Here is a 23069-nt window from a genome sequence, read left to right as displayed (position 1 = left end):
TACCCCAAAATCCGCGCCATCATCCATAACGCCTCTGACTGGCTGCCAGATAACAGCCCAAGCCTTGCCGCCCATAAAGTCATGCAGCGTATGATGCTGGTGCATGTGAGCGTACCCTATCAAATAAACTTGGCCTTAGCATCACAGCTGCGAGAGGGGGCTGAGGGTGAGATTGGCGCCAGCGATATTATCCATTTCACCGATTATGTGGCCGAAAAGGGCAGTACCAAGCACATGGCTTACGCGGCTAGTAAGGCGGCACTGGATAACTTAACCTTATCCTTTGCGGCGCAATTGGCTCCTGAGGTTAAAGTGAACGCGATTGCTCCGGCGATGATCCTCTTTAATCCAAGCGATGATGAAGCCTATCGGCAAAAGACCTTGGCTAAGGCCATCTTGCCAAAAGAAGCAGGAAATCAAGAGATTATCGCCTTAGTGGACTATCTCTTGGCGAGCCGCTACGTCACTGGACGCAGCCACAATGTCGATGGTGGGCGGCATTTAAAGTAAAACCGCGTGATAGCAGTGAACTTAATCAAGTACTGGGTTTAAAAAAGTAACTGGATTTAAAAAAGTAGCGGGATTTAAACGAGTAGCTGGATTTAAACGAATGACTCGATTGATTCGATTAAACGGCCCAGTCGAACCGCCATTCTCTGCTTGGAGTGATGATAGCAGGTAAGGGCACATCCCAATGCTCGCAGGGCAGGGCTGTGACTTGCTGGCAATCATGGGCGTAACCCATGGGCAGAGGTTTACCCTTGGCGTGCCAATTGGCTAATGTTCTATCGTAATAGCCGCCGCCCATGCCCATGCGATTACCTTTGATATCAAAGGCAACCAGCGGGGTGATCACTACATCCAATCGCTCAATTGGCATAACGCTACGCACATCCAACTTAGGCTCTAAAATACCAAATTGATTCGGCTGCATTGGCGAGTCGGCGTGGTAATGCAAAAACAATAATTGTCCTGCATTAAAGGGATGGAGCCGTGGCAGATAGGTGTGAATGCCTTGTTGCCAAAGTGCTTCGATAAGCGGAGCGGTTGCCAGTTCACCATCGTGGGTGAGGTAAAGTGCGACATGTTGGGCATTCAGCGCGCTCAGTTTTTCGAGCATTCGCTGACCAGCGGCAAGGCTTGCCTCTACCTGCTGCTCTGTCGAAAGCGAGCGGCGAGCTAAGCGGATCTGTTTACGCAATTCGGCGCGGCTTAGCGTTGGGCTTAGGCTTAGCGTTGGACTTAGATTTGGGCTTAGCGACTGGGTATCAATTGCAGACTGATTGCCGTGTGGCCCCTTGACTGTTGGGGCCGAAGTGTTCGAGACAGGTGAAGTGATAGACATAAATAAGATGCTCCCCAGAATGCCGCTACCGGTGTAGCCCTTGAACCGTAGGTTCAAGGCGGGTAAATGATTACCTCCTAAGGCTTCTCGGTACGAGCCGAGCATGCTCAATGTCAGTAAAGCATTCACCCTGAGATCAAAATTATCGGCACAGGGACATTACCAGTTGGCCTGCACCCCAGGGAGCAAAAACGGTATTGAATCGCTAAAATCTTGGTTTAAAAAGTATAGGCCAGTTTAGCCATTCACTGTGCAACTCTTATCAGATTGATGGTGCTTCGCACCGAGTGGCACAGTCTAAATCTATTTGGTTGAACGCTCAACTAAGGCGTTTTCCAAGGTTGACTGCAACAGGCTGATGCGGTCATCCATTTGTTTCATATAGTGCTTATTCTTTTGCTTTTCTTGGTACAACTCGTGTCCAATATTCAGCGCCGCCATAATGGCAATTTCTTCGCGGCTTAAGCTATTCGTGCGATTTTTTAAGGTGGTTAGCTGTTGCTCAACCCCTTGAGCCACCACGCGTAAGGCATCTTCCTGACCTTTCGGACAGGCGATAGAGTAGGTGCGCCCTAGCAGGGTGATTTCAACTGCACTATTACTCATTCGAAGATGATCCTTTCGTTGGCATCGATAGGGCGGACTATATAGGGCTGATATTAAAAGTGCAAGGTAAGCCGCTGATGGATTGCGCATTCGCCGTTTTGTTTGCTGCTTGTGTGAGCAGTTGCCGGAATTTTTATCTTCGTCCTTAAGAATACTGGATCAGAGTTGGTTCAAGTCTTTATCTCTGCTAGCATTGCTGCTGGAAAATTCTGATTGGAATCTGATATGGCGACCCCTCCTTCGTTACGCATCGACAGCTTAAAAATCGCCCTCGATGCGGCTGAAATTGGTCAGCATCCCGTGGAAGTGCACGGTGCCCTTGTGGGTTTAATCTGCGGTGGCGTAGAGCAAACTGGCGATCTGTGGATTAAACCTTTATTTGACCTGATGAATGATGGTCAGCCTTTACCGTCGCCTCTGCATCAATTGGTCTGTGAGCTATTCCAAGACTCGGTTGCCCGTTTAGGCGACTTTGAGTTTGGCTTTATGCCACTGCTTCCCGAAGAGGAAGAGCCGTTAAGTCAACGGGTTGAGGCCTTATCCCTGTGGACGCAAAGCTTCTTAACTGGCATCGCGATTATCCAGCCAAAGCTGAATAAAGCCTCGGCCGAAGTGCGTGAAGTGATTAAAGATCTGGCCGAGATCGCTCAGGTTGAATTCGATGTGGCCGACGATGAAGAATCGGAAACGGCTTATATCGAGTTGCTGGAATTTGTGCGTATTGCCGCCATTTTGTGTTACTCCGAGTTTGGCCCCGAGCCGAGCAATGGAGAGGGCGACGATCCTGCGGTGATCCATTAATCACTAAAGATATAGGCGGAATCATTCCGCCTTTAATGAGTTTCAAATCTAACATCCTGATGGCGAAACGCTTTTAGCCATGCCATAGCTTGAATGAGAACCCCATGACGGTAGCAGAGCACATGGATAATTCAGTTCAAAATGTCGATATTGCCATTGTTGGTGGCGCCATGGCGGGGGCGACCCTCGCGCTGGCCTTAGCGCGCTTGTCTGGCACTGAAAAACCTTTATCTATTGCCTTAATCGAGGCGCACCTTCCCGATAACAGCCACCCCGGCTTTGACGCCCGCTCCATCGCCATTGCCCATGGTTCCATCTTCGAGTTATCCCGTTTAGGTTTATGGCCGAAACTGGCGCATTTAGGCACGGCGATTAAGGATATTCACGTATCCGACCGCGGCCATTTTGGCATGACGGAACTCAACGCCAGTCAGTTTCACTTAGATGCGTTGGGCCAAGTCGTCGAGCTGGAAAGAGTCGGCCAAGTGCTGTTTAGCGAGCTTCACAAAACTCAAGTTAAGCTCTACTGCCCAGCAAAACTGTCAGAGTTAATCCCCGATATCGACAGCCACATGTTGGTGCTCGATTCCGGCGAGCGGATTTGCGCCAAGCTGGTGGTTGCCGCCGATGGTTTGCAGTCTAAGGTGCGCAGCAGTTTTAATTTGCCCATCACCCAAGTGGCGTTTGAGCAAACTGCGATTATCGCTAATCTACAAACCGATAAGCCGCACCAGCACTGGGCCTACGAACGATTTACCGAGACTGGTCCATTAGCGCTACTGCCGATGGCAGATAGCCAAGGCCAGCCGCGTTTATCCCTCGTCTGGGCGCTGGATGATAGCCGCGCTCAAGCTATGCTCACAGCGCCCAAGGCCGAGTTTTTAGCGGCGCTGCAGCAAGCCTTTGGCTATCGCGCTGGCCAGTTTATCGACGTTAGCGAGCGCCATGCTTATCCGTTAAACCTGTCCTACATGCCAAGGCCTATTCACCATAGATGCGTGTTTATCGGCAATGCCTCCCAGACTCTGCACCCGATTGCGGGGCAAGGGTTTAACTTAGGGCTTAGGGATGTCGTCAGTCTGCTCGAGGTGCTGCAACGCGCGCTGGCACAGGGTGAGGATATCGGCGGTGTCGCCGTCACCCATGGCTATTTGCAGGCCCGTGAGGCGGATAGAAACAGCACTATTAGCAATATTGAATTTTTAGTCCGTGGCTTCTCTAACCAATATTGGCCCTTGGCCCTTGGGCGTAATCTGGGATTGCGTCTGTTATCTTGGTTCCCGCCACTGAAAACCCCCGTCGCTCAAAAAGCGATGGGCTGGAAATAATCATTACTGGTATCGCAACGCGAAAAGGATGTACCCATGTTAAGTTCACAAGCCTATGACATTGCCATTGTGGGTGGCGGCATGGTGGGACTCGCCACCGCGATAGGATTGGCGCAGGCCAACTTGAATGTCGTCGTGATCGATGCCCAAAGCACCCAAGCCGTGAGTGGTGAGCCAAGGCTTAGGGTTAGCGCCATCAATAAGGCGAGCCAACGTTTGCTCGAGCACCTCGGCGCTTGGCACTATTTAGATGCCAGCCGCGCGACGCCCTATCAAAAAATGGCGGTTTGGGATAAAGACGGCTTTGGCAAAATTGCCTTCGATGCTAGCAGCATCAGTGAACCTAGCCTTGGCGCGATTATCGAAAATGATGCCATCAGCTACGCCCTCGCCAAGCGTGCCAGTGAATTTGACAATATCACCCATATCGAAAATCAACGCATAGAGCGTATCGCCTTTGGTGAGCGTGAAGCTTGGTTGACCTTAGCCAATGGTGCCGATGCTGAAATCGAAAGTGTCAGCGCCGCACTCGTGATTGCCGCAGATGGTGCTAATTCTTGGGTGCGTGAACAATGTAAGATCCCGTTAACCTTCTGGGATTATGGCCACCATGCGATCGTGGCGACCATTCGCAGCGAGATGCCGCACCTTGCCACCGCCCGCCAAGTCTTTTTGCAGGACGGCCCGCTGGCCTTCTTGCCGTTATATGAAGACAACCTCTGTTCTATCGTCTGGTCAGTGCCGCCTGAACGCGCTAACGAGTTACTCGAGATGGCGCCAGAGCAGTTCGAGCGTAATCTCACCGCCGCCTTCGATGGCCGCCTCGGGATCTGTAAGCTTGAAAGTGAACGTCACGCCTTCCCGCTGCGGATGCGCTACGCCCGTCATTTTGCCCGCCACCGTTTGGTGCTCGCGGGGGATGCGGCCCACACCATCCATCCATTAGCTGGCCAAGGGGTAAACTTAGGCTTCCTCGATGCCGCCAGCATTATCGAAGTCATCGGCGAGTTGCACGATGCGGGTAAGGATATCGGCGATTATGCCCAGCTGCGCGCGTTAGAGCGTTGGCGCAAGGCCGATGCGATGGAGATGATTGCGGCAATGGAAGGCTTTAAGCGTCTGTTCGAGGGGAGCAATCCCCTTAAAAAAGCCATTCGCGATCTGGGACTCAACCTGGTTGATAATGTCGCTGGGCTGAAAACAGTGTTCATGCAACAGGCCATGGGCAATAAGTCCTCACTCCCCAAGTTATGTCGCTAGCCTCGGTTGCGCTAATGTAATCATAATTGCTGATAATATCAGCGATTTGGTTGCAGGCTGCGCAAATCTCGCTTTCGTATGTAAAAAAATTACATGTTGAAGATGAGAAAATCTAATGACACTAGCTTCGGATTAGAAAAATCTCCTGTATACAAATTTGTGACGCAAGGTATAATTTCGCCGCATTTTAGACCCTAGTACTTATACCAATCACGATAAATATCTGATCAATTCAGAGCGAATCAGGCGTTGCAGTGACAGACGCATTGAGACCGAAAGAACCCCTTTCAAATTGATGCATCGTGGAAGTGAAATGCCGATTAGCCAGATATTTAGCCGGATTTGTATCACCCTACGCTAGGCAGAGACCTGAAAAAGGCCGCAAAAAAGGGATAACAATGGCTAATAAAACTGTTCTGTTTAACAAGCACTTAGAATCAAACGCTAAGATGGTCGACTTCCACGGTTGGGATATGCCCCTCAACTATGGTTCACAAATCGAAGAACACCACGCCGTGCGTCAAGACGCAGGCATGTTCGACGTGTCCCACATGACTGTGGTTGATGTGACCGGAACCGACGCTTGTGCATTCCTCCGTAAGTTGCTGGCAAACGATGTGGCCAAACTTAAAGTTCCTGGTAAAGCCTTATACGGCGGCATGTTAGATGACAATGCCGGCATCATCGACGACCTGATCACTTACTACCTGACCGACACTTTCTACCGTGTTGTCGTCAACAGCGCGACCCGCGAAAAAGACTTAGCGTGGATCGCCAAACAATCCCAAGGTTTTGATGTCACTGTGACTGAGCGTCCTGAGCTGGCGATGATCGCCGTTCAAGGTCCTAACGCTAAGGCCAAAGCCGCCGCCGTATTCAGTGCCGATCAAAATGCCGCTATCGAAGGCATGAAACCTTTCTTCGGTAAGCAAGCTGGCTCTCTGTTTATTGCCACCACAGGTTACACTGGCGAAGTGGGTTACGAGATCATCGTGCCAGAAACAGAAGCCGAAGCCCTGTGGCAAGCTCTGTTAGATCAAGGCGTTAAACCTTGCGGTTTAGGCGCTCGCGATACATTACGTCTCGAAGCCGGTATGAACCTTTACGGCTTAGATATGGACGAAACCATCAACCCGCTGGCCGCCAACATGGGCTGGACTATCGCATGGGAGCCAACTGACCGTGACTTTATCGGTCGTCAGGCACTTGAAGCCCTGCGCGATGCGGGTACCGACAAATTAGTCGGTCTGGTGATGGAAGAAAAAGGCGTGTTACGCCATGATATGCCAGTATTTTTCACCGATGCAGCGGGTGTTGAGCAGCAAGGCGTGATCACTAGCGGTACTTTCTCGCCAACATTGGGCTATTCTATTGCGATGGCGCGTGTTCCTAACTCGATTGGGGATACGGCGGAAGTCGAAATGCGTAAAAAGCGCGTGGCTGTTAGAGTAGTAGCGCCAAACTTTGTGCGCAACGGTAAACAAGCATTTTAAAAAAACGGAACAAGGAACAAGAACAATGAGCAATATTCCGACAGAACTGAAATACGCCTCTTCACACGAATGGATCCGCAAGGAAGAAGACGGTAGCTACACTGTGGGTATCACTGAGCATGCTCAAGAGCTGTTAGGTGACATGGTTTTCGTTGAGCTGCCAGAAGTGGGCGACACTGTGACTGCAGGCGACGACTGTGCAGTGGCAGAATCAGTGAAAGCGGCTTCTGACATCTACGCGCCAATCTCTGGTGAAGTGATTGCCGTCAACGAAGCACTGGAAGATTCTCCAGAGCTCGTAAACAGCGACGCTTACGGCGAAGGCTGGTTCTTCCGCGTTATGCCTTCTGATGAATCAGAAGTTGACGCTCTGCTCGATGCAGAAGGTTACCAAGCTGTTATCGACGAGGAATAATCGTCGACGCTAACGAAGCCCCAAGGGGCTTCGTTTGTTTTAGCGCAAGTTTGACATAACAATAGCCCGTTTATCAGTACCCTACAGTCCTGAGCTACGGCAAATCTGGAACAAGGTTTATCATGACCAAGCAAACCCTCACTCAGTTAGAACAGCACGATTTATTCTTACGTCGCCATATCGGCCCGGATAGCAGCCAGCAACAAGAAATGTTGAACTACGTTGGTGCTGAGTCTCTGGACGATCTGACTGCGCAAATCGTGCCTGAGTCGATCCGTTTAAGCCAAGAGTTGAGCATTGGTGATTCCTGCGGCGAAGCCGAAGGCATTGCTTACATTCGTGGTTTAGCCAAACAAAACCAAGTCTTCAAAAGCTACATTGGTATGGGTTACTACGGTACCCAAGTGCCAAATGTGATTTTACGTAACGTCTTCGAAAATCCAGGTTGGTACACGGCGTACACGCCCTATCAGCCAGAGATCGCTCAAGGCCGTTTAGAAGCCATTCTAAACTTCCAACAAGTGTCGATGGATTTAACCGGTTTAGATTTAGCCTCCGCTTCACTGCTGGACGAGGCGACAGCCGCTGCCGAAGCGATGGCGCTGGCGAAGCGTGTGTCTAAAGCTAAAAAAGCCAACATCTTCTTCGTAGCCGATGACGTATTCCCACAAACCTTAGACGTAGTGAAGACTCGCGCTGAGTGTTTTGGTTTTGAAGTAGTGGTGGGTCCTGCCCATGAAGCAGTAAACCACGAACTGTTTGGTGCCCTGTTCCAGTATTCAAACCGTTTCGGTCAAATCACTGACTTCACTGATTTATTCGCCGAATTACGTGCGAAGAACGTGATTGTGACTGTCGCTGCCGACATCATGGCATTAGTGTTACTCAAGTCACCGGGTGCCATGGGCGCCGACGTCGTCTTCGGTAGCGCGCAGCGTTTCGGTGTGCCGATGGGCTTTGGTGGTCCACACGCGGCCTTCTTCGTGGCCCGTGACGAGCACAAACGCTCTATGCCAGGCCGTATCATCGGTGTGTCAAAGGACACCCGTGGTAATCGCGCACTGCGTATGGCGATGCAAACTCGTGAGCAACATATCCGCCGCGAAAAAGCCAACTCAAACATTTGTACCGCGCAAATTCTGTTAGCGAACATGGCGTCTTTCTACGCCGTATTCCACGGCCCACAAGGCCTGAAAACCATCGCATCACGTATCAACCGCTTCACCGATATCTTAGCCGCTGGCTTACAAGCTAAGGGCGTGAGCTTAGTGAACAACACTTGGTTCGATACTATCAGCATCAAAGGCTTAGACGTTGCAGCAGTGAATGCACGCGCGCTGGCCGCTGAGATGAACCTGCGTTTCGATGCTGACGGCATCGTCGGCGTGAGCTTAGATGAAACCACTATCCGCACCGATATCGAAGCCCTGTTCGATGTGATTTTAGGTGCAGATCACGGCTTAGACGTTGCCGCATTAGATGCGCAAATCGTGGCGCAAGGTAGCCAATCGATTCCAGCTTCTTTAGTGCGTGAAGATGCCATCCTGAGCCACCCAACCTTCAATCGCTACCAAAGCGAAACCGAGATGATGCGTTATATCAAGCGTCTCGAAAGCAAAGACTTAGCACTGAACTACTCAATGATTTCATTGGGTTCATGCACCATGAAGTTAAACGCTGCGGTTGAAATGATCCCAGTGAGCTGGCCAGAATTTGCCAACATGCACCCATTCTGCCCACTGGATCAAGCCAAGGGTTACACTCAACTGATTGAAGAACTGTCTTCATGGTTAGTAAATGTCACAGGTTACGATGCCGTGTGTATCCAACCTAACTCTGGCGCACAGGGTGAATACGCGGGTCTGCTGGCGATTCGTAAATACCACGAGTCTCGCGGCGAAGCCCACAGAAACATCTGTTTAATCCCACAATCTGCCCACGGTACTAACCCTGCATCGGCGCAATTAGCGGGTATGCAAGTGGTCGTGACTGCCTGTGACAAGCAAGGTAACGTGGATTTAGAAGATCTGAAGGCTAAAGCGGCTGAAGTGGCAGAAAACCTGTCATGTATCATGATCACTTACCCATCGACCCACGGTGTGTACGAAGAATCTATCCGCGAAATCTGCAACATTGTGCACCAGCACGGTGGTCAAGTGTACTTGGACGGCGCCAACATGAACGCCCAAGTTGGCTTAACCTCACCAGGCTTTATCGGTGCCGACGTATCGCACCTTAACCTGCACAAAACCTTCGCGATTCCACACGGCGGTGGCGGTCCAGGTATGGGCCCAATCGGCGTGAAAGCCCACTTAGCGCCGTTCGTCGCCGGTCACGTGGTTGTTAAACCAGGCCGCGAAAGCGATAACAACGGTGCGGTATCTGCAGCGCCATACGGCAGTGCTGGCATTCTGCCAATCAGTTGGATGTACATTAAGCTGCTCGGTTCAAACGGCCTGAAAAAGTCGACTCAAACCGCGCTGTTAAACGCTAACTACGTGATGAAGAAGCTGTCTGAACACTACCCAGTACTGTTCCGTGGCCGTAACGATCGCGTCGCACACGAATGTATTATCGACCTGCGCCCAATCAAAGAAGCCTCTGGCGTGACCGAAATGGATATCGCTAAGCGTCTGAACGACTACGGTTTCCACGCGCCAACCATGAGCTTCCCTGTAGCGGGCACGCTGATGATTGAGCCAACCGAATCTGAGTCTAAGGTTGAACTGGACCGCTTTATCGATGCTATGGTGTCAATCCGCGCCGAAATCGCGAAGGTGGAAGCAGGTGAGTGGCCAGCGGACAACAACCCGCTGCACAACGCGCCACACACTATGGCCGATATTATGGACCCAGCGTTCGATTCACGCCCATACAGCCGTGAAGTTGCCGTGTTCCCAAGTGCCGCAGTGCGTACTAACAAGTTCTGGCCAACCGTGAACCGTATTGATGATGTTTACGGCGACCGTAATTTGTTCTGTGCATGTGTGCCGTTATCAGACTATGAATAATAATTGCTGCTTAGGCTCGCTACTGCGGCGTTGAATCTCAGCTTTCGTGCTCATTGACAGAAGTCAACTCCGTGCGAAAGCTTTCAATCCGCCTTGCATTAGCTTCGCCAGCAACGCAATTATGGACATACAAAAGCGAACCCTTAGCGGTTCGCTTTTTTATTGGTTAGTTTTCATTCTGCCGAGATCGAGCTGCTAATTAACTTTATAAGTCGCTGATAATGAGGTGTTGCTAATTGCCTGCCGCAGGCTCTCGCACTGTTACACCAGTGACTCGCTGTACTGATGTTTAAACAAGAGTCTCCCTGTAGGCTCTACTAAAACATCCATGTTTTAGAAGGTCACTGGTGCAACAATGCTGTATTTGGTGTAACCATTGAGTGACGAGTTATGCCTGTCCTAACTTTTGGCTTTATCCCTTACAAAGAATTAACAGAGCAGTCAGTTAATCTTCTGATATCATGAAGTTATTCTGAAATGGAGTTCTTCTGTTTATGCAAGCCATCATTCAAAAATACCTACAATCTGCTTTATTTTATCTCTTGATTGCCACTCTGATTATGATGGGTGGCATCATCGTTGGTTATCTGTGGTCTGGTGATATTGGGCTTTGGATATACGACAGTGGAGCAAGTATATCAACCACATTCACAGTTATAGGGTCAGTGTTTACCGTGCTGACGTTTGGATTGGGTATCATTGCGTATAACCATTGGAAGCATCCGTTTGATATAAATAAGTTGCACATGACAATTAATTTAGGGCAGGACTTGCTAGAAATGCTTGAGTTAGCAAACAATTACTCTGAAAGCTTGACTATTCTTGTCGCTTCAAAAATTGGACATAATCAAGTGCAGAGGGGGATTTTTAGAGCGGCAGCGATTAAATATGAATCTAAAGTAATTGAAATAAACATTTACAACCATATATTGAGAAATTTATCTTTAAATATAAGCAAACCATTTTCACCAAGTGATCTGTCATTTGGCAGATTAACTGAGGAGATCGCCAAAGATGAAACAATAGATTATGTAAAGTCTACAGATGGTGAGTTAAAACGATTGCATGATATTATGTTGCTTAAAGTCGAATTATTACAGCATATTTCAGATACGGTATATCGAGAGATTGATAGGCTTGCAAATAAATTACCTTCTTGAGAGAGGTTGCTCCTAAATCTTTGTGAAAATTCGAAATTGTGGCACCCATCTTAAGTCGCTTTATGTTATTGTTTTATAGTGGGTAGCCATTTGCATGGTCATATTTACTATAGGTACCAATTATGAAATCTATAAAAGTTGAACTTGGGAGAGCATTATTAGAAGCATCCCAAGTTGCGGATAATGTCACTGGACAATCGATAAATGCATTACCAGAGTATTTTCTATCAGTAAAAATCGCTGAATATTTGCATGATAAATTTGAATCTTACACTTTTTCTATGGAGGACTCATTTAAAAGTATTGCCACTGAACTTGGAATCAATACTGAGAGGCATCCAGAGCACTTTAGGCTTTCTGGTAAAGTAGACTTGGTGCTTAGAAATCAAAAATCTAAAAAGGCCAGGCATATCATAGAGTTTAAGCGTGGAATTAAATCAACAGGTTTAAAGAAAGATGCCCTGAGGCTAGCTTGGCTTTGCGAAAACTCGCCCTCTGGTCATAAAACGGAAAAAAACTATCTAGTTGTAGTAACACATAAGTCAAAAAGCTTTTTCAAAAAAAGGCATGAAGAAATAATAGAGTGGGTAGCTGAAGAATTTGATTACGTAAGTGTAAACTTTCATCCCGTCCCTCTGCCAAATCTTTTCAGCACTAATAAATATGGTTTAGGGAAGGAGTTATTTGGTGGGATTTGGGAGTTTAAGTATGATAATTAAATACATCCACAATTAACAAAGTAGTCAAGAAATGACGCATACACGACAGAGTTGAGGCCTGAGACAGTATTAAATCGTGCCACCCAATTTAAACCGCAGTTTTATTATGGGTGGCCATTTGTTAGCTAATTAGCTGTATAAGTCGCTGATAATGCGGTGTTGCTCATTGCCTGCCGCAGGCTTTAGCACTGTTACACCAGTGACACGCTGTAAATACATCCCTGTAAGCTCTGCTAAAACATCCATGTTTTAGAAGGTCACTGGTGCAACAATGTCAGTTCTGGTGTAACCATTGAGTGGTGAGTTATGGCTGTCCTGACAGTGTTGCTGTTTATGCCATCATTTTATTGTAATGCTCCTCAAAATCAGTTTTGATGAATACTTCTTTAAACTTTATTATGAATCTATCTGGGTCGATTTCTCCTAAATCATTAATATTTACAGAGTCAGAGTGTGATTCTCTGTTAATAAATCTAAAAAAAGGAGAGAATTCAGCGTCTATTTCTTCAAGTTCATCCAGAGCCATTTTTAGTGCATCTGTTTTATGTACAAAAGAAAAATAATATTCGAGAATGTTTCTCATGATATTAGGTAAAACAATGTTGTTAGTATTGCCATTTTGAGCGTCTTTTATGATCTGCCAGTAAGACTGATAATCGTTTTTTATATCGTCTTTTTCCATGGGTAAAATATCGCTGTTAGTGTTTTTTAACACTCTAAATAAACTACACTTTTTTTCAAAATCTTGCGGTTTTTGAGGGAGGTATTTTATCATTTCATGTAGATAATATAGGCTGTGAGTGAGTAGTATTACTTGTGCATATTGGTAACCTTTAATAAGCTTTTTATTCGTAAGAGCTCCTATTTCATAAATATAATTATGAGATAGACTTGATATAGGATCGTCAACAACAATAATTTTCTTATTTTGGGGAGTTGTGGAGTCACTATTTATGCTTCCTTGGCATAGCTCCAAAAAGTAGAGATATGTAATAAGTGTTTTTTCACCTTCACTGAGCGATTTATATACGTCAATACCGCTTGCAGTAACACCACGACAAAGATAATAGTGATTATTTTCTCCTGGCTTTTGCTTAATCTCAAAACCTTCTAAACCTATAGACTTTATTTGGTTGTTTATACTGATTACTGACATTTCTATATTGGTTATTTTTTTACGGTTCTCAGCGACGATAACTTTTTGAGTATCAATTGCCGTAGTAAGCGTCTTTTCCTCATTTTCAACGCTAGTAATGTTAGTATCTATTGATTTAATTAAATTATCATGAGCTTTAATGTCAGCATCATATTTTATACGTACTAAAGACCAAAACTTATTTTTTATAGCGGCTAAAGATTCTTTTTTATTTCCTAGCTTAGCGTTGAATTTCGCTATAGAAATGTTTTTGGTACTGATAATATCATTAATAGATTGTACTAACTTCGCCGTAGGCTCTAGGTTTACTTTCACACTTGGATCTGCTGTTTTTTGATTAATCTTAATAAGATTGGCTTGTAAAATACCTGAAAGTTTTTCTTTAGCTAAATCAAAATTAGTATCGTTAATGGCAGTATAGTGAGCATCTAATAACGTCACGTTTAGTTTTTTGATAACTTCCTCATATCTGCTTTGCAAGGTGTTTAGTTCATTCTTTTTTTCTTCATAGGATACATCAAAAAGGTTATTAATATTTTCTATTAATGTTTTATCGATAGCCTGTTGGCAAAATGGACATTTCCCTTCAGTATCATTAATATAAACTCGACCTTTATCGATCCAAGTAGAGTTTTGTAATTTTTGTACTAATGCAGCTAAATAACTTTCGCTCGAGGCAACAATGACCTGACTTAGAATACTATTTGACTCGATTGACTCCAGGTTTAAAGTTATGTTTGGAATCATACTTTTTTGTGCAGTATTTTTATTATTAAGTTCTTTTGATTCCGCGGCTAGAATGTCAAAATTATAATCAGGAGTTTCTATAAGTTCTATTTTTAATAGTTCATTATAAAATGTAGTGGCTGAGTTTTTAAAACCTATTAAACAGTGATCTAAGTCATTTTTTTCATACTCTTGTTTAGTTTCAAAACACTTATCTTTAATAGCTTTTACTTGAGTAGCTTTCTTTTCATTGAGTTGAGTTTTATAGATCTGTTTTTGATTTCTTTGTTTCTCTAGTTCGATTATCTCTAGCTCTGCTTCACTAATAGCTTGCTCTGCTGATATATTAGTTTCACCTAAGGTGAAAACTCCATTAAAGCTATCTTGAGAGAAGTTTCTGTCAACAAAGTCGGTATTATAAACTAGAATTTGATAATCTTGAGAATTAGGTAACACATAGCTGCAGTTATTGTAGCTACTATGCGTTGTATCCTGCAGGTATCTTGCAACAGTAGATTTACCTGTACCGTTGTGACCGTAAAGAAAGACTATTTTCTTATTTGTATTTAGTGATACAGGGGTAGAATTTTGAAAACTAGCTACTCCTTGCATAGAAATTGATTCAATCATATATAATACTTCCGTGATTCGTAATGTGGTTATGAAAATATTGCGGATAAACGGGCTCAGCCTAATATTTTCGTTTTTATTATTTCTACACCTCGCTTTTACTTAGGCATCTTTGGGCGACTTGGTAGATGATGGTGTCGACCTGTTGCTGGGTAAGATCTTGGGTTTTCAGTTTCGGGATCGTGCCGACTAATTGTTTGTGGTTGAGGATCGGGAACGGGGGTTTCGATTGGCTTGTGACATACCAGCCGGGGAATACTAGGGCTGGGGTGGCGGCGACGGGAGAGCCTGTGGCCTTGGTTAACCATTGGCTGACCCACTTAGCCTGACGTTCGGCCTGTTCTATGGGCTTGGTTTCTGTCCACGAGGGGAAGTTTAAGCGCCCGTCTTTGTAAAATACTTCATAGCCTTTCTTACCAGAACTACGGCCAGAGCCTCCGCCACTGGTTTGGCGTAGGTCTTTATTGCGCTTATGGCGGCCTTTGGTTTCAATCGCGAATACGCCATTTTTGCCGATAACGAGGTGGTCGATATTAAAGCCGTCGGCTTGTACATCGTGAAACACTTGATAACCCAAGGCTTGTAGGCCGATTAGTTCATTAGCGGTGGCGATCTCTGCCGTATGCCCTAGGCGTAATTTGGTAAGTTTGGAAAAGTTTTTCCATGTTTTAAAGCTGCAATAGCTTAAGCCCATTAACGCTGAAATACTTAACATCCAAGGGAATTTGCCAGCTGCGATATGTGCTTGAATGCTGTTGAGTGCAAAGGGGAAGCTAAAGATTATGGCTCCCATCATCATGTAACCCATTAAATCTAATTGCAGATCTTGGATTTGCTTTTGTAAGCCATAGGCTGGAATGCGGGTTAGCTGCTCACGATCAACGGGCAGGGTTAGCGTTGCATCGCGGTATCGAAGAAACACATGCAACACTCCTGCACCGACAAACAGGCTGGATAGAATAATTACCACGGATAATAGGTTGCTGCCGAAATCTGTCATTTACATCCTTGAAGTAAAAAGGTTTTTCTTTATTCCATAACGCACATATAACGAATGTGCTTGATACCTTGGTGACAGAGGTGGCTTTAAGAGGGGGGAGGCGGATAACTGAGTTGCTGCTTCATCCCTAAATAGCGTGCTCGATATGGGTGTTCGAGTGTGGCTCTGCATTTCCCTTAGTGGTCACACTTTAACCCGCGCTATGCGGTTTAATCAATGCATTTTATCACAAAAGCTTATTTTAAATAATGACTTGTGAATATCTGGGGAGAGGTATTGGGAGGAGGCTTTGGTGTTACGTAGGGCAAATAAAAACGGCCAATCGAATTGGCCGTTGTTATTATCCATTAAGCCGTGGGTGCTTAACGGTAAAATGCTTCTACTGTGCCTTTGATGGTTAACAGCAGAGGTTGACCGCGACGGTCTAAGGATTTGCTTGGTACTTTAACCCAGCCTTCGCTGATGCAGTATTCTTCAACATCGAAACGTTCTTTACCGTTCACACGGATACCCACATCGTATTGGAAGACTTCAGCCACATGGTGGCGGCTGCGTGGGTTAACCGAAAGACGATCCGGTAATGCGGGTTGTGAAGTTGTGTCAGTCATGGTCGTTATCTGTAGTGAACAAAAAGTGCGTTATTGTAGGCAATCCCGTCGCCTTGCTCAAGGACTGTTGTTGTCAGTCTGTGACGCCTAAGCCGCTATCTTGGGCGAGGGGCGCTTAGCGTGAGTTGTTGCATAAGCTTGTATCGTCTTTTGTTCGCACGCGGCGCGGGGTACACTCTGGCGGCGTTGGCTATAGGTTTCGCGCTTAAGGCATCGCACATAAGGGGTTCTGCTTAAGGCTTTGCGCTTACGACTTAGCGCCGCGCTCCGTTATTCACCCATATTCAACTCAAGGCCCGATAGTTAACTTGCCATGCATGATGATATTAGTATTCCCTTGCCATCCCTTATCCATCGCATCGGCCGCGAGGCGGTCAAGCGGGCGCAGGCGATTGCCGTGCAAAAGAGCTGCGAGCTTAAGCGGGTGCGCCGCTCCCGTAATTGGAGCATCACAGGGCAGGCTATCGCGATTCAAAGCTGCTGCGCCGAGTTAAAAGTTGAGGGTGATGCTGCCGAATTTGCCTTTATGATCAAAAAGATCGACAGCGGCTTATTACAACACGCCGATAAGCTTGAACCACTCGGCGCAAAGTTGGTTCGCCTGATCAACCAAAACCCCGCTATTACCTTGGGCGAACTGATGCAGCAAACTCAATGCACGATGAGCGAGGCGCGCCTTGCCCGCTTCGAGGCCGAGCTTTGATGCCGAACTCTATTATGTTGGGTTATTCGCTGGCAGCCACCAAGAAAAAGGCCTCGATTGCTTGAGGCCTTAGGTGGTTAAAGATAACTATTTATACCGAATCGACTATCACTGAATCGACGTACGCCGAGGTGATTAACACCTAATCGACTAACAGCGACCGCCAATATCACGCCTTAGCGTTAAATCTTAAATTGGCCGACGAGTTTGCCTAGGTTAAGCCCTTCCTGTGACACGGTTTGACTGACTCTCGCCGCATCTTCGCTGGAGTGCAGCAGCTCATTAACAATCTCTTGAATGGCGAACACGTTGCGGTTGATTTCTTCGGTCACTGAGCTTTGCTCGGTCGCCGCCGTGGCAATTTGGGTACTCATATCATTGATGGCGGTTACTGCCGAGGTCACTGAGCCTAAGCTTTCGGAGATGGCGCGGGACGAATCCACCGAGCGCACACAACTCTGCTGACTCTCTTCCATGGTTTTGACCGCTAGGCTCACCAGCTTGTGCAGCTCAGATAGCATCTCGTTGATTTCTAATGTGCTTGATTGAGTGCGGCTGGCTAAGTTACGTACCTCATCGGCGACCACGGCAAAACCGCGACCCTGCTCACCGGCGCGGGCGGCTTCAATCGCGGCGTTTAAGGCCAATAGGTTGGTTTGCTCGGCAATGCCGCCGATGACCGAGAGTACGCTGTTGATTTTCTTGGATTGTTCACTCAAGGATTGAATATTGCTGGCGGCATTATTGATTTGCGCCATCAGCGCCGAAATCTCCTCTAACGAGGCATCGACACAGCGCTGGGCATTGGCCACATCGCCCGTGGCGGCGTGGGTCGCCTCGGCCACTTGGGTGGTATTTTGCGCCACTTCACTCGCGGTGGCTGACATCTCAGTAATGGCGGTAACCACTTGATCCGTCTCATTGTTATGGCTGATAAGCTGGCTCGACATCACCTTTGTTTGGTCGTGAATTGCATTGGCCGCGCTTTTGACTTTGGCGGTGGCATTGGCCACATCGCCGATAATGGTTTGTAGTTTATCGACAAACAGGTTGAAGGAGCGGCCTAATTGGGCGATTTCATCTTCACCTGTCACTGTGAGGCGCTTAGTTAAATCGCCTTCGCCTTTGGCGATATCGATTAAATTATCGGCCATATTCTTAATCGGCGTCACCATACGATGGGCGGCCACTAAGATCATTGCGGCGGTAATGGCCGCCAGTAGCAGTGCAATTAATAATACCCCAAGGGATTTACTTATCATTTGTTCATAGGCGGTAGCACGGTAATCCTCAACCACGGCATCGATATCATCAATATAGACCCCAGTGCCGAGCATCCAATCGGTGCCAGGGATCATCATGGAGTAGCCGATTTTTTCGATTTGCTCATTAGTATTCGGTTTTTGGAAGTAAAACGAGAAATTACCGTCACCGTTTTTCGCGGCGTTGAGTAAGCCGACAATGATTTTGGTGCCGCGGGGGTCGGTCATATCGATTTTATTTTGCCCTTCGAGGTTGGGCATCACCGCATGGAACAGGTTTTTACCTTGGGAATCGTAAATAAAGAAGTAGCCCGAACTGCCAAAGCGAATATCACGTAGGGCTTGGTTAACATTACCCAGTTCTTTTAACGATAGCTGGTATTGCACTATGCCCGCGGCGATTTGGGTGGCTTCTTTGATTTGGGTTTTACGCTCACCAATCAGCTTTTCTCTAAATGTGATGACCTCTTCGTCAAGCGCCGATTGTTCGACATGGTAGGAAACTGTCATCAGTATGATGAGGGTCAGAATCAACGGGAACAGTGCGAGTAGGAGCAATTTGTTACGTAAACTGAAATTAGACATGCTTAACAACTCCGAAATAAGCCTCTTTAATTGCAGGGCAGTATAACTAATCCCCATTATTCTTAAGTGCTTAAGTTAACAAATATCTAATGTAACCGACAAAATACCTGAATGGTATTTGACTTAAGGATGAGTACGGCTGGCAGCACTTAGTTGATCTTAATCAAAGCCTAAATAAGCGAATACGCTCACTATATTAGTTAATTTTGATGCATAGGCTGTACGGCGCTTGTTTGCTTGAGTGAGTAAGCGTTGCGACTCAAGCTTAACCAAGACGACTCAAGCTTAAAGAAGGCGATATCGTGGCGCACACTCAATGCGCGCACTAAAGGCAGGAATGTGACTAATCAAAGGTTGATAACGCTCTTAAAAATCTGCATTGGCCTTGGGTTGTGCCTGATTATGCTTGGGATTTATCTGCATAATTTTAATGAGACCGTCGAAGCCATGGGCGTTAAGGGAATTATTATCAGCGCCGTTTGCGTTGCCTTTGGCATGGCGTTATCCCTGCCGACAAAGATGTATCTCACCTTCTTACTGGTTAAACGCGAGGCGGATAAGCAAGGCAGTGCTGAGCATTAACCCTTGGCTAAAACACAGTGAATGCTGCAATAAATCCTACTCTGCTGCTTGCAGCCCATGGCGTAAAAATGCGCTGGTGTTTTTTTAACATAATTAACCCAAGACTAATGGGCGAAAAACACCGATAATTCCCCCCAGACGATAGCGCCCAAGGGCAATGCTGTGCGGTAACTGATAAGATTACTGCGTTTGAGCATATTGAGTGGAAAAATTCTAATGGAAATCAAAGTTAATTTTCTCGACAACCTGAGACTCGAAGCTAAGTTCGACGACTTTACGGTAACGGCCGATCAGCCCATTCGTTATAAGGGCGACGGCTCGGCGCCGAGCCCCTTCGACTACTTCTTAGCTTCTTCGGCGCTGTGTGCGGCCTACTTTGTGAAGGTATATTGTAAATCCCGCGATATTCCGACGGACAATATCCGCCTGTCGCAAAACAATATTGTCGACCCAGAAGATCGCTACAACCAGATTTTCCAGATCAATGTCGAATTGCCCGATGATATTTCGGATAAAGATCGCGAAGGTATTTTGCGCTCTATCGACCGCTGCACAGTAAAGAAAGTGGTGCAGACTGGCCCAGAGTTTAGAATCGAAACCGTTGAAAACCTCGATGCCGACGCCAATGCCATGTTAATGGGCCATCCCGGCGACGACAGCAGCACCTATATTTTGGGTAAAGACTTACCGCTGGAGCAGACCATTGCCAATATGACCGGCATTTTGGCTGAGCTGGGGATGAAGATTGAGATCTCCTCATGGCGCAATATCGTGCCCAATGTGTGGTCACTGCATATTCGAGATGCCGCATCGCCCATGTGTTTTACCAATGGTAAAGGTGCAACCAAAGAGAGCGCATTGTGCTCGGCACTCGGTGAGTTTATCGAGCGTTTAAACAATAACTTCTTCTATAACGACCAATTCTTTGGGGTTGAGATCGCCAATAGCGAGTTTGTGCATTATCCCAACGAAAAGTGGTTTGCCCTCGAGAAAGACGATGCCCTGCCAGCGGGCCTGTTAGACGACTACTGCCTCGAGATTTATAACCCCGATGAGGAACTGTGTGGCTCGCATCTTATCGACACTAACTCGGGCAATAGCGACCGTGGCATTTGTGCGATTCCTTACACCCGTAAATCCGATGGCGAGACTGTGTACTTCCCATCGAACCTGATTGAAAACCTGTTCTTAAGCAATGGCATGAGCGCGGGTAACAACATCAAAGAAGCCGAAGTCCAGTGTCTGTCTGAGATCTTCGAGCGCGCGGTGAAACGCCAAATTATCGAGCAAGAAATTGTACTGCCAGACGTGCCAATGTCTGTGTTAGAAAAATACCCAAGCATTCTTGCGGGCATTAAGGGCTTAGAAGAACAAGGCTTCCCAGTGGTTGTGAAAGACGCCTCCTTAGGTGGCCAGTTCCCTGTGATGTGCGTGACGCTGATGAACCCGAAAACTGGCGGGGTATTTGCCTCATTCGGTGCCCACCCAAGCTTTGAAGTGGCATTGGAGCGCAGCCTGACCGAATTACTTCAAGGTCGCAGCTTCGAAGGCTTAAACGATGTGCCAAAACCGACCTTTAACAGCATGGCGGTGAGCGAACCTGAAAACTTTGTTGAGCACTTTATAGACTCAACGGGTGTGATCTCATGGCGCTTCTTTAGCAGCAAGCATGACTATGAGTTCTGCGAGTGGGATTTTTCCGGCACTAACGAAGAGGAAGCGGACCGCTTATTCGGCATTTTAGAAGAGCTGGGTAAAGAGGTGTATGTCGCCGAATTTACCGAATTAGGCGCGTCGGCTTGTCGTATTTTAGTGCCCGATTACTCAGAGGTTTATCCAGTTGAAGATCTTATTTGGGATAACACCAACAAGGCGCTGGATTACCGCGAAGATATCCTCAACCTGCATTCCCTAAGCACTAAGCAGCTTGCAGGTCTAGTGACACGTTTAGAGGAAAGTCAGCTCGATAACTACACCGACATCCGCACCCTGATTGGCATCGTATTCGATGAAAACACTGTCTGGGGCAAGCTGACGATTATCGAACTTAAGATCCTGATTTATTTAGCACTCGGAGAGCATGAAGAGGCGCTGGAATTAGTCGGTGAATTCCTGCAATTTAACGACAATACCGTGAAGCGCAATCTGTTCTACCAAGCAATGAGCGCAGTGCTGGAAGTGACGCTGGATGAAGACCTTGAACTCGAAGACTTTAGCCATAACTTTACCCGCATGTTTGGCGAGGAAGTGATGGAGCAAGTGGTCGGCAGCGTTACCGGTAAAGTGCGTTTCAGCGGTTTAACTAAGACCAGCATGCGGCTTGAAGGGATTGAGCCACATTTACGCTTAATTGAAAGCTATAAGAAACTGCACGCCGCCCGCAAGGCCAAAGCGGTTAAGTAAGACTCAACAGAGGCTTGCATCAAACTAACCTAAACAGTGTTGATGCAAGCCCCTAAATCGTAGTTCCTAGTTTGATGTTATAGGTCATTTTACAGTACTGTGTTTAATAAACGCAGCTTGTATTAAATACAGTATACTTTTAGAAAATAATCACCATAAAAAATACTTCCATTGCCAATATTTTTATGTGGAATAATATTTTTTTTAAAATAATACGATTTATTATTAATATCTAGCAATATATCATTGCCAAAATTATAAGGTTTTCCTTCTAGATCTCTAATATGACTGTACCATATTCTAGATTGTATGCTATTAAAAATTACGGATGTATTAACTGGTATTTTGCTCTCAGAAACTATTTCCTGATTATTTTCTTCTGAATATACCATGGCGATAATTTCTTTTTTGCAAAGATTTTCAATATGCACATAAGTTCGGGGTGTTGTTTTAAATTGTACGGTACTAAAATTTTTAATCGATTCAGTACGATTCTTAATAATATTCTGAATGTCTTGTATCATTTCAGTAGAAAAAATAACCGCAGCACCTGATAGTCCATTATCAGATGAAGATGAAACTATCCCTAACACCCTATCTTTATCAGAATTCGGTGCCTTTATTAGTAATCCTGCACCACTAGAACCTGAGTAGATTTGGCAGTCAAACTTCCCTATTAATGACTTGTGTTCTGTTAAGTGACATTGCTGATACCATAATGTATTACCACTTTTATCTGCTGGATAACTTAGTAAACTTACATTAGGTTTTTTAGTGGTTAACGCTTCTTCTGCTGCAATAGGGGCTACATATCCGTACTGTTTACCTAAGCCATATCCTGTTTGGTTACTCATTACTTTTAGTATGGCTAAATCACTGGAGTATGGTTTGCGATTGAGTGAGACTAAACCATTTTTGAATTGTAAAATATCTTTATAATCAGTGGTTAAGTATTTTTTGTGAACCCAGCCTTTTTCAATAAATACTCTTGAACGAATTTGCTTACCATCGCCAAGGTATTGCGGAATAAATTCTGCATTGAGCACACCTTCACCAGTCATATGGTCGATAATGCAGTGAGCCGCTGTCATAAGATAGTCATCAGCAATTAGAATACCCGTACATAGTGATTGAGTATCTTTACTAAATCTATTTCTTGTAATGATTAGGGTACCGACGCTTTGAGCTGGTAATACTTGATTGATATCTTTTATCTGTATTCTGGAGTTCATCGTTGAGCTGTTAACGGAATATTCCGTAGAATCAGCATAGAAAC

General features: G+C 46.1%; 19 protein-coding genes and 1 other RNA gene. 12 read left to right on the top strand and 8 right to left on the bottom strand.

Annotation, left to right across the window (positions count from 1 at the left end; translation table 11 throughout):
- Positions 1 to 510 (top strand): dihydromonapterin reductase (gene folM / locus ACK5NH_RS20735; protein ID WP_416923135.1); only part of this gene is annotated, 510 nt, incomplete at its 5' end.
- Between the two features lie 118 nt (positions 511 to 628).
- Here folM and ACK5NH_RS20730 read toward each other — a convergent pair.
- The 3 genes from ACK5NH_RS20730 to ACK5NH_RS20720 all read right to left on the bottom strand — a co-directional run bounded on the left by ACK5NH_RS20730 (position 629) and on the right by ACK5NH_RS20720 (position 1951).
- Positions 629 to 1345: a 5-formyltetrahydrofolate cyclo-ligase gene (locus ACK5NH_RS20730; protein ID WP_416923133.1), complete on the bottom strand. Its 717-nt coding sequence runs from the start codon at positions 1343 to 1345 to the stop codon at positions 629 to 631.
- Between the two features lie 7 nt (positions 1346 to 1352).
- A non-coding RNA gene (gene ssrS / locus ACK5NH_RS20725) (6S RNA) lies at positions 1353 to 1533 on the bottom strand.
- A gap of 115 nt (positions 1534 to 1648) precedes the next feature.
- Positions 1649 to 1951, bottom strand: coding sequence for a cell division protein ZapA (locus ACK5NH_RS20720; RefSeq protein WP_011718292.1), 303 nt, complete (start codon positions 1949 to 1951; stop codon positions 1649 to 1651).
- Between the two features lie 225 nt (positions 1952 to 2176).
- On the opposite strand from ACK5NH_RS20720, the gene ACK5NH_RS20715 reads away from it, so the two are divergent.
- The 8 genes from ACK5NH_RS20715 (at position 2177) to ACK5NH_RS20680 (ending at position 12138) form a co-directional block, all read left to right on the top strand.
- Positions 2177 to 2752 carry a UPF0149 family protein gene (locus ACK5NH_RS20715; protein ID WP_416923131.1) on the top strand — a complete coding sequence of 192 codons (576 nt, stop codon included), beginning with the start codon at positions 2177 to 2179 and terminating at the stop codon, positions 2750 to 2752.
- Positions 2753 to 2856: 104 nt separating this feature from the next.
- Positions 2857 to 4080, top strand: a complete 1224-nt coding sequence (ubiH, locus tag ACK5NH_RS20710; protein ID WP_416923129.1) for a 2-octaprenyl-6-methoxyphenyl hydroxylase — start codon at positions 2857 to 2859, stop codon at positions 4078 to 4080.
- Positions 4081 to 4116: 36 nt separating this feature from the next.
- A complete protein-coding gene (locus ACK5NH_RS20705; RefSeq protein ID WP_374912375.1) occupies positions 4117 to 5340 on the top strand; it encodes an FAD-dependent oxidoreductase in 1224 nt (407 codons plus the stop codon).
- A gap of 398 nt (positions 5341 to 5738) precedes the next feature.
- Positions 5739 to 6833 (top strand): glycine cleavage system aminomethyltransferase GcvT, encoded by a 1095-nt coding sequence (gene gcvT / locus ACK5NH_RS20700; RefSeq protein WP_011718288.1) that lies wholly within the window; start codon positions 5739 to 5741, stop codon positions 6831 to 6833.
- 25 nt (positions 6834 to 6858) lie between these two features.
- A complete protein-coding gene (gcvH, locus tag ACK5NH_RS20695) occupies positions 6859 to 7248 on the top strand; it encodes a glycine cleavage system protein GcvH (protein ID WP_011071083.1) in 390 nt (129 codons plus the stop codon).
- Positions 7249 to 7370: 122 nt separating this feature from the next.
- Positions 7371 to 10259: an aminomethyl-transferring glycine dehydrogenase gene (gene gcvP / locus ACK5NH_RS20690; protein WP_416923126.1), complete on the top strand. Its 2889-nt coding sequence runs from the start codon at positions 7371 to 7373 to the stop codon at positions 10257 to 10259.
- A 494-nt stretch (positions 10260 to 10753) separates the two neighbouring features.
- The gene (locus ACK5NH_RS20685) at positions 10754 to 11419 is read left to right on the top strand and encodes a hypothetical protein (protein WP_169548380.1); all 666 of its coding nucleotides are present in this window, start codon (positions 10754 to 10756) and stop codon (positions 11417 to 11419) included.
- 122 nt (positions 11420 to 11541) lie between these two features.
- The gene (locus ACK5NH_RS20680) at positions 11542 to 12138 is read left to right on the top strand and encodes a hypothetical protein (RefSeq protein ID WP_416923125.1); all 597 of its coding nucleotides are present in this window, start codon (positions 11542 to 11544) and stop codon (positions 12136 to 12138) included.
- Positions 12139 to 12469: 331 nt separating this feature from the next.
- Here ACK5NH_RS20680 and ACK5NH_RS20675 read toward each other — a convergent pair whose 3' ends face one another.
- The 3 genes from ACK5NH_RS20675 to ACK5NH_RS20665 all read right to left on the bottom strand — a co-directional run bounded on the left by ACK5NH_RS20675 (position 12470) and on the right by ACK5NH_RS20665 (position 16258).
- Positions 12470 to 14650, bottom strand: a complete 2181-nt coding sequence (locus ACK5NH_RS20675) for an AAA family ATPase (RefSeq protein ID WP_416923123.1) — start codon at positions 14648 to 14650, stop codon at positions 12470 to 12472.
- Between the two features lie 85 nt (positions 14651 to 14735).
- Positions 14736 to 15650 (bottom strand): nuclease-related domain-containing protein, encoded by a 915-nt coding sequence (locus ACK5NH_RS20670; protein ID WP_416923121.1) that lies wholly within the window; start codon positions 15648 to 15650, stop codon positions 14736 to 14738.
- A 362-nt stretch (positions 15651 to 16012) separates the two neighbouring features.
- The gene (locus ACK5NH_RS20665) at positions 16013 to 16258 is read right to left on the bottom strand and encodes a DUF3297 family protein (RefSeq protein ID WP_011624059.1); all 246 of its coding nucleotides are present in this window, start codon (positions 16256 to 16258) and stop codon (positions 16013 to 16015) included.
- Between the two features lie 313 nt (positions 16259 to 16571).
- Between ACK5NH_RS20665 and ACK5NH_RS20660 the strand changes: the two genes are divergently transcribed.
- The gene (locus tag ACK5NH_RS20660) at positions 16572 to 16961 is read left to right on the top strand and encodes a ribosome recycling factor family protein (protein WP_416923118.1); all 390 of its coding nucleotides are present in this window, start codon (positions 16572 to 16574) and stop codon (positions 16959 to 16961) included.
- Between the two features lie 182 nt (positions 16962 to 17143).
- Here ACK5NH_RS20660 and ACK5NH_RS20655 read toward each other — a convergent pair whose 3' ends face one another.
- Positions 17144 to 18808, bottom strand: coding sequence for a methyl-accepting chemotaxis protein (locus ACK5NH_RS20655; protein ID WP_416923116.1), 1665 nt, complete (start codon positions 18806 to 18808; stop codon positions 17144 to 17146).
- 339 nt (positions 18809 to 19147) lie between these two features.
- Here ACK5NH_RS20655 and ACK5NH_RS20650 point away from each other — a divergent pair, with 339 nt between their 5' ends.
- Both ACK5NH_RS20650 and ACK5NH_RS20645 read left to right on the top strand, forming a co-directional pair.
- Entirely contained in the window at positions 19148 to 19390 is a 243-nt protein-coding gene (locus ACK5NH_RS20650) for a hypothetical protein (RefSeq protein ID WP_416923114.1), read from the top strand.
- A gap of 216 nt (positions 19391 to 19606) precedes the next feature.
- Positions 19607 to 21793 carry an OsmC domain/YcaO domain-containing protein gene (locus tag ACK5NH_RS20645; protein WP_416923112.1) on the top strand — a complete coding sequence of 729 codons (2187 nt, stop codon included), beginning with the start codon at positions 19607 to 19609 and terminating at the stop codon, positions 21791 to 21793.
- Between the two features lie 122 nt (positions 21794 to 21915).
- Here ACK5NH_RS20645 and ACK5NH_RS20640 read toward each other — a convergent pair whose 3' ends face one another.
- Entirely contained in the window at positions 21916 to 23025 is a 1110-nt protein-coding gene (locus tag ACK5NH_RS20640) for a trypsin-like serine peptidase (protein ID WP_416923110.1), read from the bottom strand.
- Between the last annotated feature and the right edge of the window lie 44 nt (positions 23026 to 23069).

This window comes from Shewanella sp., assembly GCF_047975355.1.
Taxonomy (GTDB): Bacteria; Pseudomonadota; Gammaproteobacteria; order Enterobacterales; family Shewanellaceae; genus Shewanella.
This window is presented reverse-complemented; position numbering and strand designations above follow the sequence as displayed.